This window comes from Paracoccus sp. S1E-3, from assembly GCF_013868135.1.
Taxonomy (GTDB): domain Bacteria; phylum Pseudomonadota; class Alphaproteobacteria; order Rhodobacterales; family Rhodobacteraceae; genus Paracoccus.
Window position 1 is genome coordinate 38,573 of record NZ_JACEMU010000016.1, and the last position, 21,085, is coordinate 59,657.

Consider the following 21,085-nt stretch of genomic DNA (forward strand, 5'->3'; position numbering starts at 1 on the left):
CCCCTTACAGAACCAGCTGCTTCGGCTTGCGCCATTCATACCACATCACGATGATCAGGCGCGTCAGATAGATCGCGGTGAACACCGATGTGACCAGACCGATGGTCAGCGTCACCGCAAACCCTTTCACCGGGCCAGACCCGATGAAGAACATCACCAGACCCGCAATGAAGGTGGTGACGTTGGCATCGATGATCGCCGACATCGCCTCCTGGAAGCCGGTGTCGATGGATGCGGCGACGCGCTTGCCTTTGCGCAATTCTTCGCGGATGCGCTCGTAGATGATGACGTTGGCATCGACCGCAGTGCCGACCGTCAGCACGATCCCGGCAATCCCCGGCAGCGTCAGCGTGGCCCCGATGGCCGACATGACAGCCAGCAGCATAATCACGTTCACAATCACCGCGACCGAGGCAAAGACCCCGAACAGCCCATAACTGGCGACGATATAGGCGACCACGCCAATAATGGCGATGATCGACCCCAGCTTGCCCGCATCGATGCTGTCCTGCCCCAGTTCCGGCCCGATGGTACGTTCTTCGAGGAAGGTCAGCTTCGCCGGCAACGCGCCCGCGCGCAGCAGCACCGCCAGCTGGGTGGAACCGGCGACATCCATCGATCCCGAAATCTGGCCCGAGCCGGTGGTGATCGCATCGCGGATGACCGGGGCGGAGATCACCTCGTTATCCAGGATGATGGCAAAAGGCTGGCCGATATTGGCAGCCGTATAGGCCCCGAACTTGCGTGCCCCCGAGGGGTTGAAGGTGAAATTCACCGCCGGTTGGCTGTTCTGGTCAAAGGCCGGCTGCGCGTTGGTCAGCTCCTCGCCGGTCACCACGGGGGTGTTTTCGATCATATAGTAAACGCCCGGCTCGTCCTGCGAGGGCAGCAGCACATTGCCGACGCCCGGACGGGCATTGGCATCGGTGGTGCGCCCGACGACCGGATTGAAGGTCAGCTTGGCGGTCGTGCCGATCAGTTCCTTCAGCTCGGCCGCGGAACCGATGCCCGGCACCTGGATCAGGATGCGGTCCGCACCCTGACGCTGGATGGTCGGCTCGCGGGTGCCCACTTCGTCCACGCGGCGGCGCACGATTTCCAGCGATTGCTGGATGGTGCGGTCATTGGCGGCCGCCTTTTCGGCATCCGACAGCTTCACCCGCAGAATATTCCCCGAAGCAGTGATATCCAGATCCATCTGGCCCGCCCCGGTCAGCGTCACCACCGGTGTCGCGAGGCCGCGCGCGATTTCCACCGCCTTGGCCATCTGGTCGGCATTCTCGATTTCGATATGCAGTTCACCCTCGGGGCCCGGAACGCGGCGGACCGCCCCCACCAGATCGCGCTGATCGGCAAGCGCCCGGCGCAGTTCCGGCCACAGAGAATCCATCCGTGCCTTGTAGACGTCTCCGGTATGGACCTCGGCCAGCAGATGCGCCCCGCCCCGCAGGTCGAGCCCCAGATTGACCAGCCCGCTCGGCATCCAATTCGGCCAGCCGTCGATCGCGGCCTGCTGTTCGGGGGTGACAAACCCGGCCTTTTCGGATGCGGCCAGGGCGTCGTTATGCGCCTCGACACGCGAATAGAACAGGTTCGGCGCGGCCCAAAGCAGACCGATTGCCACCACGCCCAGAATCAGGACGCGCTTCCAGAGCGGGATATGCATCATGGCGGGAGGGCCTTAGCTGTTGGCGGCGGCGGGGGTGGTCTGGGTCACAACCTGCGCGATGGTCGCGCGAACGACGCGGACCTTCACGCCCTGCGCGATCTCGACGGTCAGTTCGTCATCCTTGACATCGGTGACCTTGCCGATCAGCCCGCCCTGGGTAACCACGTGATCGCCACGCTTCAGTTCGGCCACCATGTTGCGGTGATCCTTCATGCGCTTCTGCTGCGGGCGCAGGATCAGGAAATACATGATCACGAAGATCAGGATCAGCGGAATGAACTGGGCGATGGCGCCAGCGCCACCGGCGCCTCCGGCGGTTTGGGCATAGGCGGGGGTGACAAACATCGGCGGTCCTTTCGCGAAACGGGGCGTCCCACCCCGGAGTTGCGGCGCAACCTAATCTTGAGGCGCGCAGATAGCAAGGAAGCCGCGCAAAGACAGGACTGAACTCTGCGTGGGGTGGGGGCGAAACATGGACTCCGGGGGCCGTTTATGGCACCCCTGCCTCACGCGAAGGAGCAAAACATGACCGCCACGCCCGCCGCCCTGCCCCATTCCGAAGCGACCCACCGCGCCCAGGCCGAGATCGCCCGGCTGATCGACATCATGGCCGCTCTGCGCGACCCGCAGACGGGCTGCCCCTGGGATATCGAGCAGGATTTCGCCTCGATCTCGCCCTACACGATCGAAGAAGCGCATGAGGTCGCTGACGCCATCGCCCGCGAGGCCTGGGACGAATTTCCGGGCGAATTGGGCGATCTGCTGCTGCAGGTGGTCTTTCACGCCCAGATGGCGACGGAAAAGGGCATGTTCGATTTCGCCGATGTCGCGGCGAAGATCTCGGACAAGCTGATCGCGCGGCATCCGCATGTTTTCGGCGACGAATCGCGGGACAAATCCGCCGCCCAGCAGATCAAGGACTGGGAGGCGATCAAGGCGGTGGAACGCGCCGCCAAAGCCGAAAAGGGCGTGCTGGACGGCGTGGCCCTCGGGCTGCCCGCACTAACGCGCGCGCTGAAACTGCAGAACCGCGCCGCCCGCGTGGGCTTCGACTGGCCCGGTCCCGAGCAGGTGCTCGACAAGATCCGCGAGGAATCCGCCGAACTGGTCGAAGCCCGCGACAGCGCCGACCGCGCCCATCTGACGGAAGAATTCGGCGATCTGCTGTTCGTGATGGCCAATCTCGCCCGCCATCTGGACATCGACCCCGAGGAAGCCCTGCGCGGCGCCAACGCCAAATTCACCCGGCGTTTCCAGTCGATCGAGGCTGCCCTGCACGCTCAGGGGCGCCGCCCCGAGGAGTCGTCGCTGGCGGAAATGGATGCGCTCTGGGACGCGGCCAAGGCTGAGGAACGGAAATAATGCCTCCGGCGGGGATATTTTAACCAGAATGAAAGGTTAAAGCGTTACGCAGACCGGGCGGTACAGGCGGGGACGCCGATGACCGCCCAGAGTGAAAGCGCCCTGCCGGACCGCCCGCATGGGGCCGCCCGGCAGGGCGCGGCCGTTTTCATTCTGGCAGATTTCATTCTGGCAGAAATATCCCGGGGTCCGGGGCAGCGCCCCGGTCTGCCTTCTCTGGTCGGCCTCAGACCCGGCGAAAGGAGATATAGGTGGGCGTGCGCCCTTCGCGCAGGGCCTTTTGTTCGTATCGGGTCGAGGGCCAGTCCGGCCAGGCCCCTGCCCGCAGGCTGACCAGCTCGAAACCCGCCTTCGGCACCTCGGACAGGGTCTGGCGCACATAGGACGGGATGTCGGTCGCCACCCGGAATTCGGCGCCGGGCGCCATCACGCGGTGCAGCGGGATCAGGTGCTCCGGGGTCACGAAGCGGCGACGGTGATGGCGCGTCTTCGGCCAGGGATCGGGGTAGTTCAGGAAGGCTTTCGCGATGGAGCCTTCGGGCAGCACATCCATCAGATCGCGCGCATCGCCGGGATGGACGCTGACATTGCTGACCCCGGCCGCCTTGATCTTGCCGACCAGCATGGCCACGCCGTTGATGAAAGGTTCGCAGCCGACGATGCCAATTCCGGGATAGGTGGCGGCCATATGGACCATATGCTCGCCCCCGCCAAAGCCGATTTCCAGCCAGACCGGTGGCTGACCGTCGAAAAAGGCGGCTGGATCGACGGGATTGCGATCGGGGTTGTCGGACAGCGTGATGCCCTGCGGGCGCAGGGCGCCGAGATCATCCGCCAGATAGCCCTTCTGGCTGCGCCGCAGGGTTTTGCCGTGCCGCCGGCCATAGAAGTTGCGATGCGTCGGGTTCGGGTCGAATGGCTTGTCTGACATGGCGGCTCCTCTGCCCCGGAGAGGGGGCTCTGGTCAAGCCCGCGCGGACATGACAGGATCGCCTTCACTTTGGGCAGAGCGCGCATGACCTCCGATCAGATCACGCTTTTCATCCTTTTCGCGGTCGTGATGGTCCTGATGATCTGGGGGAAATGGCGCTATGACATCGTGGCCTTTGCCGGCCTGATTGCGGGCGTGCTGACCGGGATTGTCCCGGCGGGGCAGGCGTTTTCCGGCTTTGCGAACCCCGCCACCATGACCGTGGCGCTGATTCTGGTCGTCACGGCCGGGTTGCAACGTGCCGGGGTGGTTGCCATGCTGACCAGGCTTCTGTCGGGGGCCAAGCGCTCGGTCGCCGCCCATGTGGCCATCATCGGCGGCGTCGGGGCGTTCATTTCCGGTTTCATGAATAATGTGGCCGCATTGGCGATCCTGATGCCCATCGATATCCAGACCGCCCGCAAGGCCGGGCGCAGCCCGGCGCTGACGCTGATGCCGCTGGCCTTCGCGACGATTCTGGGCGGCATGACCACGCTGATCGGCACGCCACCGAACCTGCTGGTGTCGCAGTTCCGTGAAAGCGAGACCGGCGAAGGCTTCAGGATGTTCGACTTCCTGCCGGTCGGCGGCGCCGTGGCCGTCGCCGGCGTGGTCTTCATCGCGCTGATCGGCTGGCGTCTGATTCCGCGGCGCGAAGGCGCCAGACTCGACGACAGCCGCGAGGCATTGCGCGACTATGTCGCCCAGCTCGTCCTGCCCGAAACCAGCGGCGTCGTCGGCAAACCGCTGGGGGAGATCATCGATGCGGCCGGCGATGTGGCCATTCTCGCCGTCGAGCGGGGGGGCACGCGCTATTACCGCACCTCGCGGATGATCGTGCTGCATGCGGGCGACCGGTTGATCATCGAGGCCAGCCCCGAGGCGATGGAGGAGTTCCGCACCGACCTGGGCCTCGCCTATCCCGAAACCCGCGAAGGCGAGGCCGAGGGCGATTCGCGCCGGGCGCGCCTCGATGCCGGCGGCCGCGTGCTGGTCGAGGCGGTGGTGCCGCTACGTTCGCGTCTGATCGGACGGCGCGGCGATCGGCTGTTTCGGGGCAATGACGTCGATGGCATGTTGCTGGGCATCCTGCGCGAGGGGCTGACGCTGCGCGAAAAGTTGAACACCAAGCGCATCCGGCATGGCGACGTGCTGCTGTTGCTGCTGCCCGAGGACGGGGTGGCGGCAGCGCTGAACCCGCGCGATCTGATGGCGCTGGAGGGCAGCGCCACACAGGTGACCAAGGAACATCGCCTGTGGGGAGCGCTGTTGATTTTCGCGGGTGCGATTGCGCTGACCAGCATGGGCGTGCTGACCATGCCCATCGCGCTTGCACTGGTGCTGCTGCTGTTCGTGCTGGGCAAGGTGCTGTCGCCCGAGGAGCTTTACGACCATATCGACTGGCCGATCATCGTATTGCTGGGCGCGATGATCCCGCTGGGGATGGCGCTGGAAACGACCGGAGGATCGGCGCTGATCGCCAGCGGACTGGAGCGGTTGACAGCTGGCTATCCGCCATGGGTGGCGCTGTCGCTGCTGATGGTCGCAACCATGTTCATGTCCGATGTGCTGAACAACAACGCCACGACCATTCTGGCCGCGCCGGTCTCGATCGACCTCGCCAACCAGATCGGCGTGAACCCGGATGCATTTCTGATGGGGGTGGCGGTCGCGGCGTCCTGCGCATTCCTGACGCCGATCGGGCATCAGAACAACACGCTCATTCTCGGGCCGGGGGGATACCATTTCGGCGATTACTGGCGGCTCGGGTTGCCGCTGGAGATCATCGTGATGCTGGTCTCGGTGCCGCTTCTGCTGGTTTTCTTTCCGCTGTGAGGGCCGGCGTCGGGTCCGCCACAAACCGCAAGGGCGGCGTGAGACATCGCGCGGCCCTATGGCGCGATTGCGGGGCCCAGATCCGTAATTCCCGCTGCGGCATGCGATGGTGCCGGATCATCGGCGCGCGGGCTGCAGATCGACCAAACAGGTGACATCCCCAGGACGGATCGCAGGTGGTCGCGAAAATCACCGCTATCGCGCTGCGCCGTCGCCTGCAAAGTCGCCGCCTGCCCGTTGGCATTGACCACCGCGACAATCATAGCTGGCGCAGCGGCGCCGCTTCGTCAACCGACCCGTTGGGCGGGTCGGACGCTTGACCGGCCACGCGCATGGTGCGAATGAAAACGCGCGCGGCCCCGGCTGCGGGTTCGCGCGCGTCCGCGATGTGCTGGCGATCAGGGCGCGAGGCGGCTGATGATCGCGGTGACCTCGGGCTTCTTGCCGACCTCCTCCATGGCCACCTGCCGGGTGATCTTCTTCACCGCTTCCTCAAGCTTCTGGTCATCGGCGACGGTCTTGGCATCCGCGCGTTCCAGGAACTCGGCCAGTTCGGCCTCGATCTGCTGGGCGACGGGGGTGTTGGAGCGGCCCTTCTCGGGCAGGCCCATCAACTCGACCCAGGCGTCGGGGAAGGGGTTGTCGCTTTCGTCGACGATCACGCTGACCATGGCGGTGCCGTTCAGCGCCATGCGGATGCGGTCGCGCACCACCCCGTCCATGGCCCCGATCAGGACCGAGCCATCCAGATAGATCCGGCCGTGCTCGATCTCCTCGGCATGACGCGGCTGGTCGCCGGTGATATCCACCATCTGCCCGTTGGTCGCAATGATCGAGGCGATCCCCTTGGCCGCGCCCAGCTTCGCATGTTCGCGCAGATGCATGTGCTCACCATGCATCGGGATCAGGATCTTCGGCTTCAGCAGGTCGTGGACCGCCTCCAGATCGGGCCGGTTGGCATGGCCCGAGACGTGATACATCCCGTCATCGGGGTCAAAAACATTGACGCCCAGATAGGAGAACTGGTTCTGGATGCGGATCACGCTGCGCTCGTTCCCCGGAATGGTGCGCGAGCTGAACAGGAAGCTGTCCCCGTCCTTCAGACGCAGGCCCAGATAGGTGCCACGCGCCAGTTGCGCGGTGGCCGCGCGGCGTTCGCCCTGGCTGCCGGTGGCGATCAGCATCACCTTGTTGCGGGGCAGATCGGCAGCTTCTTCGGGGCTGATGGTCTTGGGAAAGCGCGTCAGAATGCCGGTTTCCTGCGCGGTGGTAACCATCTTGCGCATGGCGCGGCCCAGCAGGCAGACCTTGCGGTCGGCGGCGATCGCCGCCTCGGCCAGGGTTTTCAGGCGCGCGACGTTGGAGGCGAAGGTCGTGGCCACCACCATGTTCGGCTGTGCCATGACGAAATCCAGGATCGGATTGGCCAGCACGGCCTCGGACCGGCCGGGATGCAGGCTGAAGACGTTGGTGGAATCGCAGGTCAGCACCTTCACGCCCGCGCCTTCATTGGCGATCTCGTGCCAGAGGATCGGGTCGAAGGGCTCGCCCACCACCGGGGTGCCGTCCAGCTTGAAATCGCCCGTATGCACGATCCGCCCGGCAGGCGTATCGATAATCAGCGCCGAGCTTTCCGGGATCGAGTGGCTGATCGGCACGAACTGGACCTTGAAGGGGCCCGCTTCGATGCTGTCGGGGCGCGGTTCGTGGATATGGATCGCGTCGGTGGGCTGGCCGCGCTCTTCCATCTTCATCCGCGCAAGCGCGCCGGTGAATTTGCGGCAATGAATCGGCGCCCCGACCCGGTCCCAAAGCAGGCCGAGCGCACCCACATGGTCCTCATGCGCATGGGTGATGAAAATGGCGTCGATACGATCCTTGTTGGCGGTGAGCCAGGCGGTATCGGCCATGATCAGGTCAATGCCGGGCGTGGTGTCCATGTCGCCGAAAGTGACGCCCAGATCGACGACGATCAGGCGCTCCCGGCCGGGTTCGCCATAGCCGTAGACATAGGCGTTCATGCCAATTTCGCCCGCGCCGCCGAGCGGCAGATAGATCAGACGGTCAGACATTGTCCGCCTCCTTGTTGAAATCATAGATAAGCCGCAGTCCGTGCACGGTCAGGTCGTCTTCGATGCTGTCGAAAACATCCGTCCCCTGTTCGAACAGCGGCGCCAAGCCGCCGGTTGCAATCACTTTCATCGGGCGGTCACGCTCATCACGGATCTTGGCGATGATGCCCTCGACCAGGCCGATATAGCCCCAGAAGATGCCTGACTGAATACAGGCCACGGTATTGGTGCCGATGACCCGCTCGGGCCGGGTCACGTCGACATGCGGAAGCGAGGCCGCCCCCATATGCAGCGCCTCGAGGCTGAGATTGACGCCGGGCGCGATCACCCCGCCGATATAGGCGCCATCCGTATCGGCCACATCGAAAGTGGTGGCGGTGCCGAAATCGACCACGATCAGATCGCCGCCGTGGCGCGCATGGGCGCCCCAGGTATTCACGATGCGGTCGGGGCCGACGGTCGCGCCGGCATCGACGCGCGGATAGGCGGGCAGCAGGCAGTCGGGCTTGCCGACCACCAGCGGCCGTGTGTTGAAGTAGCGGCTGCACAGCACCCGCAGGTTGAAGACCACACGCGGCACCGTGGACGAGATGATGCAGCTGTCAATGTCCAGTTCGAAATGCGTCAGCGAAATCAGCGTCTGCAGCCAGACGTAATATTCATCCGCCGTGCGCTTGTGATCGGTGGCGATGCGCCAGTGGGACAGGAATTTCTCGCCATTCCAGATGGAAAAGACGGTGTTGGTGTTACCCGTATCAATACAAAGCAGCATCAGAAATACACATCTGCGGCGGGGACCGCCTGGCGGCCTGCGGCGGTGGTCAGAATCAGTGCGCCGCTGGCGTCGATGCCGTCAAAGCGGCCGGTCAGTTCGGTCGTGCCGGTGCGCGCGGTGATGGTCTCGCCCAGCCTGGCGGCGCGGGCCAGAAAGGCGTCGCGGATGGGGGCGAAACCCTCGGTCAGCAGGCGCGCTTCCCATGCGGCGAAGGCGGGGGCGAGCAGGTCGAGGAAGTCCTCGGGCGAGATGGTGATGCCGGTTTCCCCGGCCACGCTGACGGGCGCGAAGGCCGCGCCGGGATCGGGGGGCGGGGCGGCGGCAAGGTTCACACCGATCCCCACCGCCAGCGCAGAGACCCGCGGGCCCTGCCCCGCGCTTTCCAGCAGGATGCCCGCGACCTTGCCGCCATTCAGCAGCACATCATTGGGCCATTTCAGCGCCAGCCGTGCCGAAGGCCCGCAGGTCGCGCCCAATGCGTCAGACAGCGCCAGCGCCGCGACAAAGGAATAAAGCGCCGCCTGACTGGCATCCCCTTCCGGGCGCAGGGCCAGCGATCCCGCGAAATTGCCGGGCGGCATCGCCCAGCTTCGGCCACGCCGCCCGCGGCCCTGATACTGGTCATGAGTGATGACCCAGGCCCTGCCACCCATCCGGGCGGCAAGGCGCAGCGCCTCGGCATTGGTGGACGGACTGCGTGGCAGGACATGCCGCGCCACGCCCTCGGGCCAGGGGGGCAGCTCCGTCAATGGGCTGTGGTCGCAGCGGCGGCGGTTTCCCCCGCCGGTTGCGCATCCACGATCATCAGCGATTCCGCCGCACGGGCGGCCGCACGGTCAACACCCAGCATCGAGATCGACCCCAGCAGCACGGCCGCCGCCGCACCGACCAGCATCACATAGGATACCGGCCCCATGCGGCTGTTGACCGGATCGGTCTCGGCCCCGAAATACATGTAGTAGACGATGCGCAGGTAATAGAACGCCCCGATCACCGAGGCGATCACCCCGGCCACCGCCAGCCAGCCCATCCCGGCATCGACAGCCGCGTTCAGCACGCTCAGCTTGGCGAAGAAGCCCAGCATCGGCGGCACCCCGGCGAGGCTGAAGAACAGGATCAGCACCGCGATGGCCTTGACGGGTTCGGCCCGCGCGAACTGGTTCAGCCCGGCCAGATCGGAAACCGGCTGGCCATCGCGCTCCAGCGACAGGATCCAGGCGAAGACGCCCACATTCATCAGCGCATAGATCGCCATATACATCAGCATTGCCTGCACGCCGGTGGCGGTGCCCGCCGCCAGACCCATCAGCGCAAAGCCCATATGCGCGATCGAGGAGTAGGCCATCAGGCGCTTGATATTGGTCTGCCCGATCCCCGCGATGGAGCCGAGGAACATCGACAGCAGCGCCAGCACGGCGATGATCTGGCCCCAATCCCCCGGCACGCGGCCAAAGGCATCGGTCAGCAGCCGGGCCAGCAGCGCCATGGCGGCGACCTTGGGCGCGGTGGCGAAGAAGGCGGTGACCGGCGTGGGCGAGCCTTCGTAAACGTCGGGCGTCCACATGTGGAACGGCACCGCGCTGACCTTGAAGGCCAGACCGACGATCACGAACACCATGCCGAACAGCAGGCCGACCGGCAGCGCGCCGCCCTGCACCACATTGATGATCCCAGCGAAATTCGTCGTCCCGGCGAAGCCATAGATTAGCGAAGCCCCATAGAGCAGCAAGCCCGAGCTGAGCGAGCCGAGCACGAAATATTTCAGACCCGCTTCCGAGGATTTCGCCGAATCGCGGCGCATGGCGGCGACGACGTAAAGGGCCAGCGATTGCAGCTCCAGCCCCATATAAAGGGTCAGCAGGTCGGCGGCCGAGACCATCACCATCATGCCGACGACCGACAGCGCGATCAGGATCGGATATTCGAAGCGCAGCGCGTTGCGATGCTGCAGATAGTCCACGCTCATCGCCAGCACGGCGGCGGCCGAGGTGAGAATCAGGATCTTGCAGAAGCGCGCGAAGCCATCGGCCACATACATGTCGAAGAAGGCCGCGCCCTCGCTGCCCCGGCCGATGCCGATATAGAAGGCCAGCAGCAGGAAGACGGCCACCGTCGTCCACATCAGCAGGCCGCCGATGCGGTCCTTGCCGAAATAGGCCCCCGCCAGCAGCGCCAGCAGGGCATAACCCGCCAGCAGGGCTTCCGGCATGATGATCGTAAAATCGAGCGAAGTCATGACGGTCCTCTCAGTGCGCAGCGGCGGCCGTGTCGGCGCCGGTCGTTGCCTCGACCACGCGATAGGCGGCCGGGTCTTCAGGCATGCCTTCGGTGGCGGCACGAACATGGGTCACCAGCGCTTCGACACTGGGTCCGGTGATGTCGGTGACGGCGCGCGGATAGATCCCCAGCCACAGCGTCATCACGATCAGCGGCACGAAGATCCAGCGCTCGCGCGCGTCCATGTCGGTGATCGACTTCAGGCTTTCCTTCACCAGCGCGCCCAGCGTCACCCGACGGTAAAGCCACAGCGCATAAGCCGCCGACAGGATCACGCCGGTGGTGGCGATCGTCGCAACCCAGGTATTTTCGCGGAAGGTGCCAAGCAGCGTCAGGAACTCGCCCACGAAGCCCGAGGTGCCGGGCAGCCCGACATTGGCCATGGTGAAGAACATGAACACCAGCGCATATTTCGGCATCCGGTTCACCAGCCCGCCATAGGCGTCGATCTCGCGCGTGTGCATGCGGTCATAGATGACGCCGACCAGCAGGAACAGCGCACCCGAGACGAAGCCATGCGACAGCATCTGGAAGATCGCGCCATCGACGCCGACCTGGTTGGCGGCGAAGATGCCCATGGTGACATAGCCCATATGCGCGACCGAGGAATAGGCGATCAGCTTCTTCATATCGCTCTGCACCAGCGCCACGAGCGAGGTGTAGACGATGGCGATCGCCGACAGCCAGAACACCACCGGCTGGAAGATATCGGAGGCCACCGGGAACATCGGCAGCGAGAAGCGCAGGAAGCCGTAGCCCCCCATCTTCAGCAGCACCGCCGCCAGCACGACCGAGCCGGCCGTCGGGGCCTGAACGTGCGCATCCGGCAACCAGGTATGGACCGGCCACATCGGCATCTTCACCGCGAAGCTGGCGAAGAAGGCCAGGAACAGCAGCGTCTGCAGGCCGCCGAAAATGGTCCAACCAAGGAAATGCAGCGGCTCGGACGAGAAGTCGAAGGCCAGCAGCTGTTCGATATCGGTGGTCCCGGCGGCGCGATACATCACCACCATGGCGACCAGCATCAGCACCGAGCCGAGGAAGGTATAGAGGAAGAACTTGAATGCCGCATAGATGCGGTTCTGGCCGCCCCAGATGCCGATGATCAGGAACATCGGGATCAGGCCGGCTTCGAAGAACAGGTAGAACAGGATCAGATCCAGCGCCGTGAAGACGCCGATCATCAGCCCCTCCAGCACCAGGAAGGCGATCATGTATTCCTTGACGCGCTTGTCCACATCCCAGGTCGACAGGATGGTGATCGGCATCAGGAAGGTGGTCAGCAGAACGAACAGGACCGAAATCCCATCGACGCCCATCTTGTAGCGCAGGCCCATGATCCAGCTGCGGTCTTCCACGAACTGGAAGCCGGTATTGGCCGGATCGAAGCCGAACAGCACTGTCAGCGAGATCAGGAAGGTCGCGGTGGTCGCAATCAGCGCCAGCCATTTGGCGTTGCGGTTGGCCGCCGCATCACTGCCGCGCAGGAACACGGCCAGGATCAGCGCCGAAACCAGCGGCAGGAAGGTGATGATCGAGAGGATATTGGTCATCTTACATGCTCCCCCGCGCCATCACCCAGATCAGCAGCGCCACGATCCCCAACACCATCGCGAAGGCATAGTGGAACAGATAGCCCGACTGCATCCGGCCAGCGAAGCGGGTCAGCCGCGGGATCAGCCCCATGGCCACGCCATTGATCGCGCCGTCGATGACACGCCCATCCCCCCCGGTCCAGAGCGCGCGGCCCAGCCACAGGGTCGGCCGCACGAAGACGCGGTCGTAGATCTCGTCGAAATACCATTTGTTCAGCAGGAAGTTATAGAGCGGGCGCTGCGTCGCGGCCAGCTTCGCGGGCGCCTCGGGATAGCGGATATACATCATCCAGGCGGTGAATAGCCCGATCAGCATGGCGATGAAGGGCGAAACCTTCACCCATTTCGGCGCCTCATGGGCTTCGGTCATGACGTGGTTGTTGGGCGACATGTAGATCGCGCCACCCATGGCCTCGGGCGTCTGGTCGGGTGCGACGGCGACGACGGCGTGATCGCCCTCGGTTTCGGCGGCGGTTTCGGCGGCGGCCGGTTCGGCAGCGGTTTCCGCGACAGGCGCTTCTGCGGTCGCCGTTTCGCTCGCCGGGGTTGCTTCGGCCCCGGCGGTGGCGGCATGTTCGCCGGCAGCCTTGATGCCGAAGAATTCGTTCACCCGGTCATGGTCGCCGAAGAAGGGCTGATACCAGACCATGCCGGCGAAGATTGCCCCAATGGCCAGAACGCCCAGCGGCACGGTCATCACCGGCGGCGATTCATGGGCATGGTCATGGGCGTGATGATCGCCGCGCGGCGTGCCCCAGAAGGTCATGAACATCAGCCGCCAGCTGTAGAAGCTGGTGAAGCCGGCCGCGATCACCAGCGCCCAGAAGGCGAACTGATTGCTGACCCAGGCGCTTTCGATGATGGCGTCCTTGGACAGGAAGCCGGCAAAGCCGATGGTGGTCAGCGGAATGCCGACGCCGGTGATGGCGAGCGTGCCGATCAGCATCGCCCAGAAGGTCAGCGGGATCTTTTTCCTCAGCCCACCATAGTTCCGCAGGTCCTGCTCGTGATGCATCGCATGGATCACGGAACCGGCGCCGAGGAACAGCATCGCCTTGAAGAAGGCATGCGTCAGCAGGTGGAACATCGCCGCCGAATAGACCCCGGAGCCCGCCGCCACGAACATATAGCCAAGCTGCGAACAGGTCGAATAGGCGATGACGCGCTTGATGTCGTTCTGCACCAGACCCACGGTCGCGGCGAAGAAGGCGGTGCAGGCCCCGATCACGGTGATGAACAGCCGCGCATCGGTCGCGAATTCATAAAGCGGCGACATCCGGCAGACCAGGAACACCCCCGCCGTCACCATGGTCGCGGCGTGGATCAGCGCCGAAACCGGGGTCGGACCCTCCATCGCGTCGGGAAGCCAGGTGTGCAGGAAAAGCTGCGCCGATTTCCCCATCGCGCCGATGAACAGCAGCACTCCCAGCAGGTTCGCCGCGTTCCAGTCGCGCCACAGGAAATGCACCGAGGTCTCGGCGATGGCGGGCACCTGCGCGAAGATCTCGTCAAAGACCACGGTGCCGGTCAGCCACCACATCCCGAAGATCCCCAGCAGGAAGCCGAAATCGCCTACGCGGTTGACGATGAACGCCTTCATCGCCGCCGCATTGGCCGAGGGCTTCTTGTAGTAAAAGCCGATCAGCAAATAGGAGGCGACGCCGACGCCCTCCCAGCCGAAGAACATCTGCAGCAGGTTGTCGGCCGTCACCAGCGCCAGCATGGCGAAGGTGAAGAAGGACAGATAGGCGAAGAAGCGCGCCTTGTAATGCTCGGAATGGTCCCAGCTTTCATCATGGGCCATGTAGCCGATCGAATACAGGTGAACCAGCGCCGAGACCGTGGTGACCACGATCAGCATGATCGCGGTCAGCCGGTCCAGCCGGATCGCCCATTGCGACACGAAATCGCCCGCGACAATCCAGTCCAGCAGCGGAATATGCTGGGTGACGCCGTCAAAGCCCAGAAATACGATCCAGCTGAGCGCGCAGCACAGGAACAGGATGCCGGTGGTCAGATATTGGGCGGCTTGCTCGCCAATGACGCGCCAGCCGAAACCGGCGATCAGCGCGCCGATCAAGGGCGCAAACAGGATGAACTGGACCATGTCTGTTTACCCCTTCATCACGTTGACATCTTCGACGGCGATGGACCCGCGGTTGCGGAAGAACACCACCAGAATGGCCAGACCGATGGCCGCTTCGGCAGCGGCCACGGTCAGCACGAACATGGTGAAGACCTGCCCTGCCAGATCGCCCAGATGCGCCGAAAACGCGATGAAGTTCATGTTCACCGCCAGCAACATCAGTTCGATCGACATGAGGATGACGATGACGTTCTTGCGGTTCACGAAAATGCCGAAGATGCCAGTGACGAACAATATCGCCCCCACCACCAGAAAATGCGTCAAGCCTATCATCGTCTCTGTCCCTCCGGGCTGTTGCCGGTTTCGTCTTCCCGGCTTGCCCAGCCGGGTAGGTTAGTCAGTTGCCGCCCATCTGAGGCAGATCGCAGCCGCAGGCAAGGTTGAAACGCTTGCCGTCGACCGTGATGGCCGAACTGTTGACCGTTCCGCTCTGCGGCATCCAGCCAAGGCCTTGCAGGCGTCCCGAAATCGCGGTGACCGAGTGGTCGGGCGAAAAAAACCCCATCACACTGTACTCGCCGCCCATCCAGACCGCCTGTTCACGCGCGCAGTCGTAATAGACGACGATCTGTTCGCCTTCGCACCTGCCGCTGGTGATCTTCTGGCGTACGGTCGTCGCGCTGATGCGCTCGGCGGGGCCCGAAAATACAGTCCTCTCAGGGCTGAAGTAGCTGTCGGCACATTGCCTCCCCCGCTCCACGCCGGAACGGGTAGGAGCGACAGGCCTGCAGGCATCGGCGGCGGTGCCAACCATGGCCAGCCCCGTCCCCGCCGTCGGATATGCCCAGACCTTCCGCATCGGTTCTTTGGTCCCTCTTCCTACAGCCCTTGACCCGGCTTCACGTCGCGCAGTTCCAGCTGCTTTTTGGGGTCTGTCCACATCTGCTTCAGCACGTTCTGCCGCTTGATGTCACGACGGTGGCGCATGGTCAGCACGATGGCCCCGATCATCGCCACCAGCAGGATCAGACCTGCCAACTGGAAGGCTAGGAAATAGCGGTCATACAGCACCGCGCCGAGGGCATTGGTGTTCCAGGTATTTTCCACCATCGGGGCGGCACGCAGATCGGCCGCGCCGTCAGCCGTGATCCAGCCCGCGAAGCTCATCCCCAGCACGGTCAGCAAAACCGCCGCGACCACCAGGCCCAGCGGCAGGAAGCGCGCCAGTTCGCCCTTCAGTTCGGCGAAATCGATGTCGAGCATCATCACCACGAACAGGAACAGCACCGCCACCGCGCCGACATAGACGATGATCAGCAGCATGGCGACGAATTCGGCGCCCTGCAGCACGAACAGGCCGGCCGCGCACAGGAAGGTCAGGATCAGCCACAGGACCGAATGGACCGGGTTTTTCGACAGCACGACCATGAAGCCCGCAAGACAGGCCACGACCGCGAACAGATAGAATGCAAAGACGGTCACGCCTCGTTCTCCTCGTCATAGACGCTGGCCGCGATGCCAAGCGCCTTCTGCATGGCGGGCAGGCCCGCGAACATGCTCATCTGATAGATGGTTTCCGCGATCTCGCGCTTGGTCGCCCCGGCTTCCAGCGCGTGGCGGATGGTCAGGCGCAGCTGCGGTTCCGCCAGCGCGCCCTGCACGGTGATCGCGCCGATGGTCAGCAGAAGCCGGGTCTTGGCGTCCAGCCCCTCGCGGTTGAAGGTGCGGCCGAACCACATCTCCAGCACATCGGCGGGCATGGTGGGCACCAGCTTTTCAAAGGCCTTGGTGTCGACCTTTTCCAGCGCCGGGTTGAACGCGCGCGCCATGTCCTGCCCCTGCTGGAGCATCTGCTGGAACAGAAGGGCGAATGCGTCGGTCATCGGTAAGGCGCATCCAGCGCGAGGTTGCGGGCGATTTCGGGTTCCCAGCGATCACCGTTCTGCAGCAGGCGTTCCTTGTCGAAGAACAGTTCCTCGCGGGTTTCGGTGGCGAATTCGAAATTCGGACCCTCGACGATGGCATCGACCGGGCAGGCCTCTTGGCAGAAGCCGCAATAGATGCACTTGGTCATGTCGATGTCGTAGCGCGTCGTCCGGCGCGAGCCGTCGTCGCGGGGTTCGGCATCAATGGTGATCGCCTGCGCGGGGCAGATCGCCTCGCACAGCTTGCAGGCGATGCAGCGCTCCTCGCCCGAGGGATAGCGGCGCAGCGCGTGCTCGCCCCGGAATCGCGGCGAGAGCGGGCCTTTCTCATGCGGGTAGTTGATGGTTTCCTTCGGGCCGAAGAAATACTTCACCCCCAGCCCGAACCCCTTGATGAAGTCCCAGAGGAAGAAATACTTCGTCGCCCGGGCCAGATCGAATGCCATGTTCAGCGCTCCTTCAGGCGTTCCGCGACGAAACGGTCGAATGCGGCGACAAGGGCGCGCACATGCGCCGAGTCGCGGTCAAGCCCGGCATGATCGGCCAGGAAATGCGCGAATTCGGCCTTGTCGGTTTCGCTGGCGTTCGCAAGGGCGAGGGCGATGGTTTGCTCCGACATGGTATCAGCCTCCGGTAACGGCGGCGCCGATGGGCGCCAGGTGGTCCCAGCGGGCCCAGAAGCCGCCGAGGATTTCATAACGGGCGAGGATCGCGACGATGACGACCCAGGCCAGCGACAGCGGCAGGAAGACCTTCCACCCGATCCGCATCAGCTGGTCATAGCGATAGCGCGGCACGATCGCCTTCACCATCGAGAACATCCAGAACCAGAACCACATCTTCAGCACCATCCACAGCGCGCCGTCCGGCAGGCCGGGGATCGGCGACAGCCAGCCGCCGAAGAACAGCAGCGAAATCAGCGCGCACATCAGATACATGGCGATGTATTCGCCGGCCATGAACAGCAGATACGGGGTCGATCCGTATTCGACCATGTGGCCAGCGACCAGTTCCGATTCCGCTTCCGCCAAATCGAAGGGCGGCCGGTTGGTTTCGGCAAGCGCCGAGATGAAGAACAGCGCCAGCATCGGCAGGTGCGGCAGCCAGTACCAGCTGAGCAGCCCATAGCCGCTTTGGGCATTGACGATGGCCGTCAGGTTCATCGACCCCGAGGAGATGATGATCCCGATGATGATCAGCCCCATCGAGACCTCATACGAGATCATCTGCGAGGCGGACCGCAGCGAGGCGAGGAACGGATATTTGGAGTTCGAGGCCCAGCCGCCCATGATGGTGCCGTAAACCTCGAGGCTGGACATCGCAAAAATGAACAGGATGCCCACGTTGATATTGGCCATCACCCAGCCTTCGGCAAAGGGCACGGCGACAAAGCCGATCAGCGCCAGCGCCATGGCAAGGAACGGGGCCAGGAAGAAGACGAACTTGTCCGACCCGGCAGGCACGACGATTTCCTTGAACACGTATTTGATCGCGTCCGCGAAGGTCTGCAGCAAGCCCCAGGGCCCCACCACGTTCGGGCCGCGCCGCATCTGCACGGCGGCCCAGATCTTGCGGTCGCCGTAGACCATGAAGATCAACGAGATCATCACGAAGGCGATCACCGCCAGCCCCTGCGCCAGCAGGATGATGGCGCTGCCCAAGGTGGATGCCCAGAAGTCAGCCATTCTTTTTCGTCCCTTCCACAGGCCCGGCCGTCATGCGGGCGGGAATTCCGTGCGCCCTGCAATCGCGCAGGGTCTGTTCTCGTTCCATGACAGCGAGGCCAAGCGGCATGGTCTTCGACATGGTAAAGACCGATTCCACCACCTGCACGCTCTTGTCCTCGCTTTTCACCGTGCGGACATGGCGTGCAAACGGCGTTTTCGTGGTCGTCGACCAGGCGGCCAATGTGCATGTGGCATAGGCAAAGGCGGCGCTGTCGTCCACCCCCTGCTGCAAGCGCACCTGCACCATCACCAGATCGGCCGGGCCCGTCTTGCCGCCGCCGACGGCCATGACCTTGCCGCCCAGAAAGGCCTCGGGCGCGGTCGGCGTGATCCGCGCCGGCAGCAGGCCGCCGCGCTTGGCGGCGAATTTTTCCAGCGCGATGTCCTGCGCGGTGGGGGGCTTGGGCAGCGCCTCCACCGGCATCGAATCGTCTGCGACCAGCACGCTTGCCAGACTGTAGACCTCGTCCCCGGTCTGGCCCAGCGTCTGGCGCCCGCGTGGCGAATCCAGCTTGGTCGTGGTGACCGAGCCGTCATTTTCCAGAATCATCAACTCGCCGCGTTTGGTCGACAGGCCGGCCAGAATCGAGGTGTCTTCGGTCGGACCTTCCAGCTGCACCGGCAGGGTTGCGGGCTTGGCGCGCGGCGGCTGCGACAGCCCCCCGTCAGACGAGGTAGACGCACAGCCGGACAGGACGGCAAAAGCCGCCCCCGCCACCATGCCGATATGCCCCGCCTGTTGCCGCATCGCGTCCTCTTATTCCGCCGCCAGCACGCCGCCGAGTTGCGCACGCGCCGCGGCCATCGCCGACAGCTCGCCCATCAGGCTGGAGGCGCGGGCAATTGCGTTGGTAAGGTAGAAGTCCCTGATCGCATACTGGAAATCCGCCTTGCCCATCTCGCGAACCGGCAGCGGCTGCCATTCATTGACCGGCACCTGATCGATCATGGCCAGCACGGGGACGGCCTTGACCATCTCGCGGCGCAGGCCCGCAAGGCTGTCCCAGCCTTGGGTCTTGCCCAGTTCCGCCGACAGCGCGCGCAGAATGGCCCAGTTTTCCTTGGCCACGCCCGGCGCGAAATTGGCGCGCATCGCCAGCTGCGGGCGCCCTTCGGTATTCACGAACAGGCCGTTTTCCTCGGTATAGCAGGCCGCGGGCAGGATGATGTCGGCACGGTGCGCGCCGCGATCCCCATGGCTGCCCTGATAGATCACGAAGGCGCCCGGTGCGATATCGACCTCGTCCGCACCGAGGTTGAAGACCACATCGGCCCCCTCGGTCGCCGCCGCCAGGCCGCCTTCGGTCACCGCGCCCACATCCATCGCGCCCACGCGGGACGCGGCGGTCTGCAGCACCAGCAGCTTCGAATTCGAATTCTCGGCCAGCTTCATCGCATGGGCCAGAACCGCCTCGCCGTCGGCCTCGCGGATGGCGCCCTGCCCGACGATCACGATGCTCGGCGCATCCCTGGTTTCCTGCGAAATCTCGCGCGAGGACAGGCTTTCCAGCGCCGCCCGGTCATCGCCCACATGCGCATAATCATAGGTCAGATCGACCGGCGCGCCGACCAGCCCGATCCTGGCGCCCTTGGTCCATGCGGCGCGGATCCGCGCGTTCAGCACCGGCGCTTCGCTGCGCGGGTCGGTGCCGATCAGCTGGATCATCTTCGCGCCGTCGATATCGGCGATGCTGGCCGTGCCCACATAGCCCGAGCGGTTGCCGATAGGCAGTTTCGCCCCATCGGTGCGGCATTCCACCGAACCGCCCAAGCCTTCGATCAGCTGCTTCAGGCTGAAGGCAGCTTCGGTCGGGGCCAGATCGCCAACCAGACCGGCGACCTTCTGCGCGCCCTTCATGGCAGCGGCGGCGGCATTCAGCGCCTCGCCCCAGGCGGCGGGGCGCAGACGCCCGTTTTCACGGATATAGGGCTTGTCCAGACGCTGATGGCGCAGCCCGTCCCAGACGAAACGGGTCTTGTCGTTGATCCATTCCTCGTTCACGCCGTCATTGTTGCGCGGCAGGATACGCATGACTTCGCGGCCCTTGGTATCGACGCGGATATTGCTGCCAAGCGCGTCCATCACATCGATGGTTTCGGTCTTGGTCAGCTCCCACGGGCGGGCCGTGAAGGCATAGGGCTTCGACACCAGCGCGCCGACCGGGCACAGGTCGATGATATTGCCCTGCAGGTTCGAGTTGAGCGTCTCGTTGAGATAGCTGGTGATCTCGCTGTCTTCACCGCGCCCGGTCTGGCCCATCTGGGTGATGCCGGCGATTTCGGTGGTGAAGCGCACACAGCGGGTGCAGCTGATGCAGCGCGTCATATGGGTTTCGATCAGCGGCCCGAGGTTCAGTTCCTCGGAGGCGCGCTTCGGCTCGCGATAGCGGCTGAAGTCGATGCCATAGGCCATCGCCTGATCCTGCAGGTCGCATTCGCCGCCCTGATCGCAGATCGGGCAGTCGAGCGGGTGGTTGATCAGCAGGAATTCCATCACCCCCTCGCGCGCCTTGCGCACCATGGGCGAGTTGGTGAGGATTTCCGCCGGCGCCCCTTCCGGCCCCGGCCGCAGGTCCTTGACCTGCATCGCGCAGGAGGCGGCGGGCTTGGGCGGGCCGCCCACGATCTCGACCAGACACATGCGGCAGTTGCCAGCGATCGACAGACGCTCGTGATAGCAGAAGCGCGGAATCTCGATCCCCGCCTGTTCGCAGGCCTGAATCAGGGTCAGGTTGGGGTCGACGTCGATTGCCTTGCCGTCGATCTTGATTGTGCGCAGATCTGCCATGTC

Annotated in this window: 20 protein-coding genes; 2 read left to right on the forward strand and 18 right to left on the reverse strand. The window is 64.3% G+C overall.

Annotated features, from left to right (window positions below):
* Nucleotides 1–4: 4 nt before the first annotated feature.
* Nucleotides 5–1,669, reverse strand: coding sequence for a protein translocase subunit SecD (secD, locus tag H1S04_RS14655; RefSeq protein ID WP_181746281.1), 1,665 nt, complete (start codon nucleotides 1,667–1,669; stop codon nucleotides 5–7).
* Between the two features lie 12 nt (nucleotides 1,670–1,681).
* Nucleotides 1,682–2,014, reverse strand: a complete 333-nt coding sequence (gene yajC, locus H1S04_RS14660; protein ID WP_181746282.1) for a preprotein translocase subunit YajC — start codon at nucleotides 2,012–2,014, stop codon at nucleotides 1,682–1,684.
* A 180-nt stretch (nucleotides 2,015–2,194) separates the two neighbouring features.
* Here yajC and mazG point away from each other — a divergent pair, with 180 nt between their 5' ends.
* Entirely contained in the window at nucleotides 2,195–3,031 is an 837-nt protein-coding gene (gene mazG, locus H1S04_RS14665; protein ID WP_181746283.1) for a nucleoside triphosphate pyrophosphohydrolase, read from the forward strand.
* Nucleotides 3,032–3,257: 226 nt separating this feature from the next.
* On the opposite strand, the gene H1S04_RS14670 is transcribed toward mazG, so the two are convergent.
* Nucleotides 3,258–3,962, reverse strand: coding sequence for a tRNA (guanosine(46)-N(7))-methyltransferase TrmB (locus tag H1S04_RS14670; protein WP_181746284.1), 705 nt, complete (start codon nucleotides 3,960–3,962; stop codon nucleotides 3,258–3,260).
* A gap of 84 nt (nucleotides 3,963–4,046) precedes the next feature.
* On the opposite strand from H1S04_RS14670, the gene H1S04_RS14675 reads away from it, so the two are divergent.
* Entirely contained in the window at nucleotides 4,047–5,837 is a 1,791-nt protein-coding gene (locus H1S04_RS14675) for an SLC13 family permease (RefSeq protein ID WP_181746285.1), read from the forward strand.
* A 398-nt stretch (nucleotides 5,838–6,235) separates the two neighbouring features.
* Here the strand turns inward: H1S04_RS14675 and H1S04_RS14680 are convergent, their stop codons facing one another.
* The 15 genes from H1S04_RS14680 to nuoG all read right to left on the reverse strand — a co-directional run bounded on the left by H1S04_RS14680 (nucleotide 6,236) and on the right by nuoG (nucleotide 21,082).
* Nucleotides 6,236–7,909: a ribonuclease J gene (locus H1S04_RS14680; RefSeq protein WP_181746286.1), complete on the reverse strand. Its 1,674-nt coding sequence runs from the start codon at nucleotides 7,907–7,909 to the stop codon at nucleotides 6,236–6,238.
* Complete coding sequence (locus H1S04_RS14685) at nucleotides 7,902–8,681, reverse strand: type III pantothenate kinase (RefSeq protein ID WP_181746287.1); 780 nt, start codon at nucleotides 8,679–8,681, stop codon at nucleotides 7,902–7,904. The genes H1S04_RS14680 and H1S04_RS14685 overlap by 8 nt, the downstream gene beginning before the upstream one ends.
* Complete coding sequence (locus H1S04_RS14690; protein ID WP_298948044.1) at nucleotides 8,681–9,403, reverse strand: biotin--[acetyl-CoA-carboxylase] ligase; 723 nt, start codon at nucleotides 9,401–9,403, stop codon at nucleotides 8,681–8,683. Before H1S04_RS14690 ends, H1S04_RS14685 begins: the two co-directional genes overlap by 1 nt.
* 26 nt (nucleotides 9,404–9,429) lie before the next feature.
* A complete protein-coding gene (nuoN, locus tag H1S04_RS14695; protein WP_181746288.1) occupies nucleotides 9,430–10,920 on the reverse strand; it encodes an NADH-quinone oxidoreductase subunit NuoN in 1,491 nt (496 codons plus the stop codon).
* Between the two features lie 10 nt (nucleotides 10,921–10,930).
* The gene (locus H1S04_RS14700; RefSeq protein WP_181746289.1) at nucleotides 10,931–12,514 is read right to left on the reverse strand and encodes an NADH-quinone oxidoreductase subunit M; all 1,584 of its coding nucleotides are present in this window, start codon (nucleotides 12,512–12,514) and stop codon (nucleotides 10,931–10,933) included.
* Nucleotide 12,515: 1 nt separating this feature from the next.
* Complete coding sequence (gene nuoL / locus H1S04_RS14705; RefSeq protein ID WP_181746290.1) at nucleotides 12,516–14,663, reverse strand: NADH-quinone oxidoreductase subunit L; 2,148 nt, start codon at nucleotides 14,661–14,663, stop codon at nucleotides 12,516–12,518.
* A 6-nt stretch (nucleotides 14,664–14,669) separates the two neighbouring features.
* On the reverse strand, nucleotides 14,670–14,975 hold the full coding sequence (gene nuoK, locus H1S04_RS14710) for an NADH-quinone oxidoreductase subunit NuoK (RefSeq protein ID WP_147097326.1): 306 nt from the start codon (nucleotides 14,973–14,975) through the stop codon (nucleotides 14,670–14,672).
* A gap of 64 nt (nucleotides 14,976–15,039) precedes the next feature.
* Nucleotides 15,040–15,456, reverse strand: a complete 417-nt coding sequence (locus H1S04_RS14715; protein WP_181746291.1) for a hypothetical protein — start codon at nucleotides 15,454–15,456, stop codon at nucleotides 15,040–15,042.
* A gap of 65 nt (nucleotides 15,457–15,521) precedes the next feature.
* Entirely contained in the window at nucleotides 15,522–16,124 is a 603-nt protein-coding gene (locus H1S04_RS14720; protein WP_181746292.1) for an NADH-quinone oxidoreductase subunit J, read from the reverse strand.
* Nucleotides 16,121–16,525 carry a carboxymuconolactone decarboxylase family protein gene (locus H1S04_RS14725; protein ID WP_181746293.1) on the reverse strand — a complete coding sequence of 135 codons (405 nt, stop codon included), beginning with the start codon at nucleotides 16,523–16,525 and terminating at the stop codon, nucleotides 16,121–16,123. The genes H1S04_RS14720 and H1S04_RS14725 overlap by 4 nt, the downstream gene beginning before the upstream one ends.
* The gene (gene nuoI / locus H1S04_RS14730; RefSeq protein ID WP_181746294.1) at nucleotides 16,522–17,013 is read right to left on the reverse strand and encodes an NADH-quinone oxidoreductase subunit NuoI; all 492 of its coding nucleotides are present in this window, start codon (nucleotides 17,011–17,013) and stop codon (nucleotides 16,522–16,524) included. The genes H1S04_RS14725 and nuoI overlap by 4 nt, the downstream gene beginning before the upstream one ends.
* A 2-nt stretch (nucleotides 17,014–17,015) precedes the next feature.
* Nucleotides 17,016–17,186, reverse strand: coding sequence for a hypothetical protein (locus H1S04_RS14735; protein ID WP_181746295.1), 171 nt, complete (start codon nucleotides 17,184–17,186; stop codon nucleotides 17,016–17,018).
* Between the two features lie 4 nt (nucleotides 17,187–17,190).
* Nucleotides 17,191–18,252: an NADH-quinone oxidoreductase subunit NuoH gene (nuoH, locus tag H1S04_RS14740; RefSeq protein ID WP_181746296.1), complete on the reverse strand. Its 1,062-nt coding sequence runs from the start codon at nucleotides 18,250–18,252 to the stop codon at nucleotides 17,191–17,193.
* Nucleotides 18,245–19,042 carry a hypothetical protein gene (locus tag H1S04_RS14745; protein WP_181746297.1) on the reverse strand — a complete coding sequence of 266 codons (798 nt, stop codon included), beginning with the start codon at nucleotides 19,040–19,042 and terminating at the stop codon, nucleotides 18,245–18,247. The genes nuoH and H1S04_RS14745 overlap by 8 nt, the downstream gene beginning before the upstream one ends.
* A gap of 9 nt (nucleotides 19,043–19,051) precedes the next feature.
* Nucleotides 19,052–21,082 (reverse strand): NADH-quinone oxidoreductase subunit NuoG, encoded by a 2,031-nt coding sequence (gene nuoG / locus H1S04_RS14750; protein ID WP_181746298.1) that lies wholly within the window; start codon nucleotides 21,080–21,082, stop codon nucleotides 19,052–19,054.
* Between the last annotated feature and the right edge of the window lie 3 nt (nucleotides 21,083–21,085).

Bases quoted from the DNA above. Each gene is read 5' to 3' on its own strand.
- secD (WP_181746281.1), bottom strand. From the start codon at position 1,669: ATGATGCATATCCCGCTCTGGAAGCGCGTCCTGATTCTGGGCGTGGTG.
- yajC (WP_181746282.1), bottom strand. From the start codon at position 2,014: ATGTTTGTCACCCCCGCCTATGCCCAAACCGCCGGAGGCGCCGGTGGC.
- mazG (WP_181746283.1), top strand. From the start codon at position 2,195: ATGACCGCCACGCCCGCCGCCCTGCCCCATTCCGAAGCGACCCACCGC.
- H1S04_RS14670 (WP_181746284.1), bottom strand. From the start codon at position 3,962: ATGTCAGACAAGCCATTCGACCCGAACCCGACGCATCGCAACTTCTAT.
- H1S04_RS14675 (WP_181746285.1), top strand. From the start codon at position 4,047: ATGACCTCCGATCAGATCACGCTTTTCATCCTTTTCGCGGTCGTGATG.
- H1S04_RS14680 (WP_181746286.1), bottom strand. From the start codon at position 7,909: ATGTCTGACCGTCTGATCTATCTGCCGCTCGGCGGCGCGGGCGAAATT.
- H1S04_RS14685 (WP_181746287.1), bottom strand. From the start codon at position 8,681: ATGCTGCTTTGTATTGATACGGGTAACACCAACACCGTCTTTTCCATC.
- nuoN (WP_181746288.1), bottom strand. From the start codon at position 10,920: ATGACTTCGCTCGATTTTACGATCATCATGCCGGAAGCCCTGCTGGCG.
- H1S04_RS14700 (WP_181746289.1), bottom strand. From the start codon at position 12,514: ATGACCAATATCCTCTCGATCATCACCTTCCTGCCGCTGGTTTCGGCG.
- nuoL (WP_181746290.1), bottom strand. From the start codon at position 14,663: ATGGTCCAGTTCATCCTGTTTGCGCCCTTGATCGGCGCGCTGATCGCC.
- nuoK (WP_147097326.1), bottom strand. From the start codon at position 14,975: ATGATAGGCTTGACGCATTTTCTGGTGGTGGGGGCGATATTGTTCGTC.
- H1S04_RS14715 (WP_181746291.1), bottom strand. From the start codon at position 15,456: ATGGTTGGCACCGCCGCCGATGCCTGCAGGCCTGTCGCTCCTACCCGT.
- H1S04_RS14725 (WP_181746293.1), bottom strand. From the start codon at position 16,525: ATGACCGACGCATTCGCCCTTCTGTTCCAGCAGATGCTCCAGCAGGGG.
- nuoI (WP_181746294.1), bottom strand. From the start codon at position 17,013: ATGGCATTCGATCTGGCCCGGGCGACGAAGTATTTCTTCCTCTGGGAC.
- H1S04_RS14735 (WP_181746295.1), bottom strand. From the start codon at position 17,186: ATGTCGGAGCAAACCATCGCCCTCGCCCTTGCGAACGCCAGCGAAACC.
- nuoH (WP_181746296.1), bottom strand. From the start codon at position 18,252: ATGGCTGACTTCTGGGCATCCACCTTGGGCAGCGCCATCATCCTGCTG.
- H1S04_RS14745 (WP_181746297.1), bottom strand. From the start codon at position 19,042: ATGCGGCAACAGGCGGGGCATATCGGCATGGTGGCGGGGGCGGCTTTT.
- nuoG (WP_181746298.1), bottom strand. From the start codon at position 21,082: ATGGCAGATCTGCGCACAATCAAGATCGACGGCAAGGCAATCGACGTC.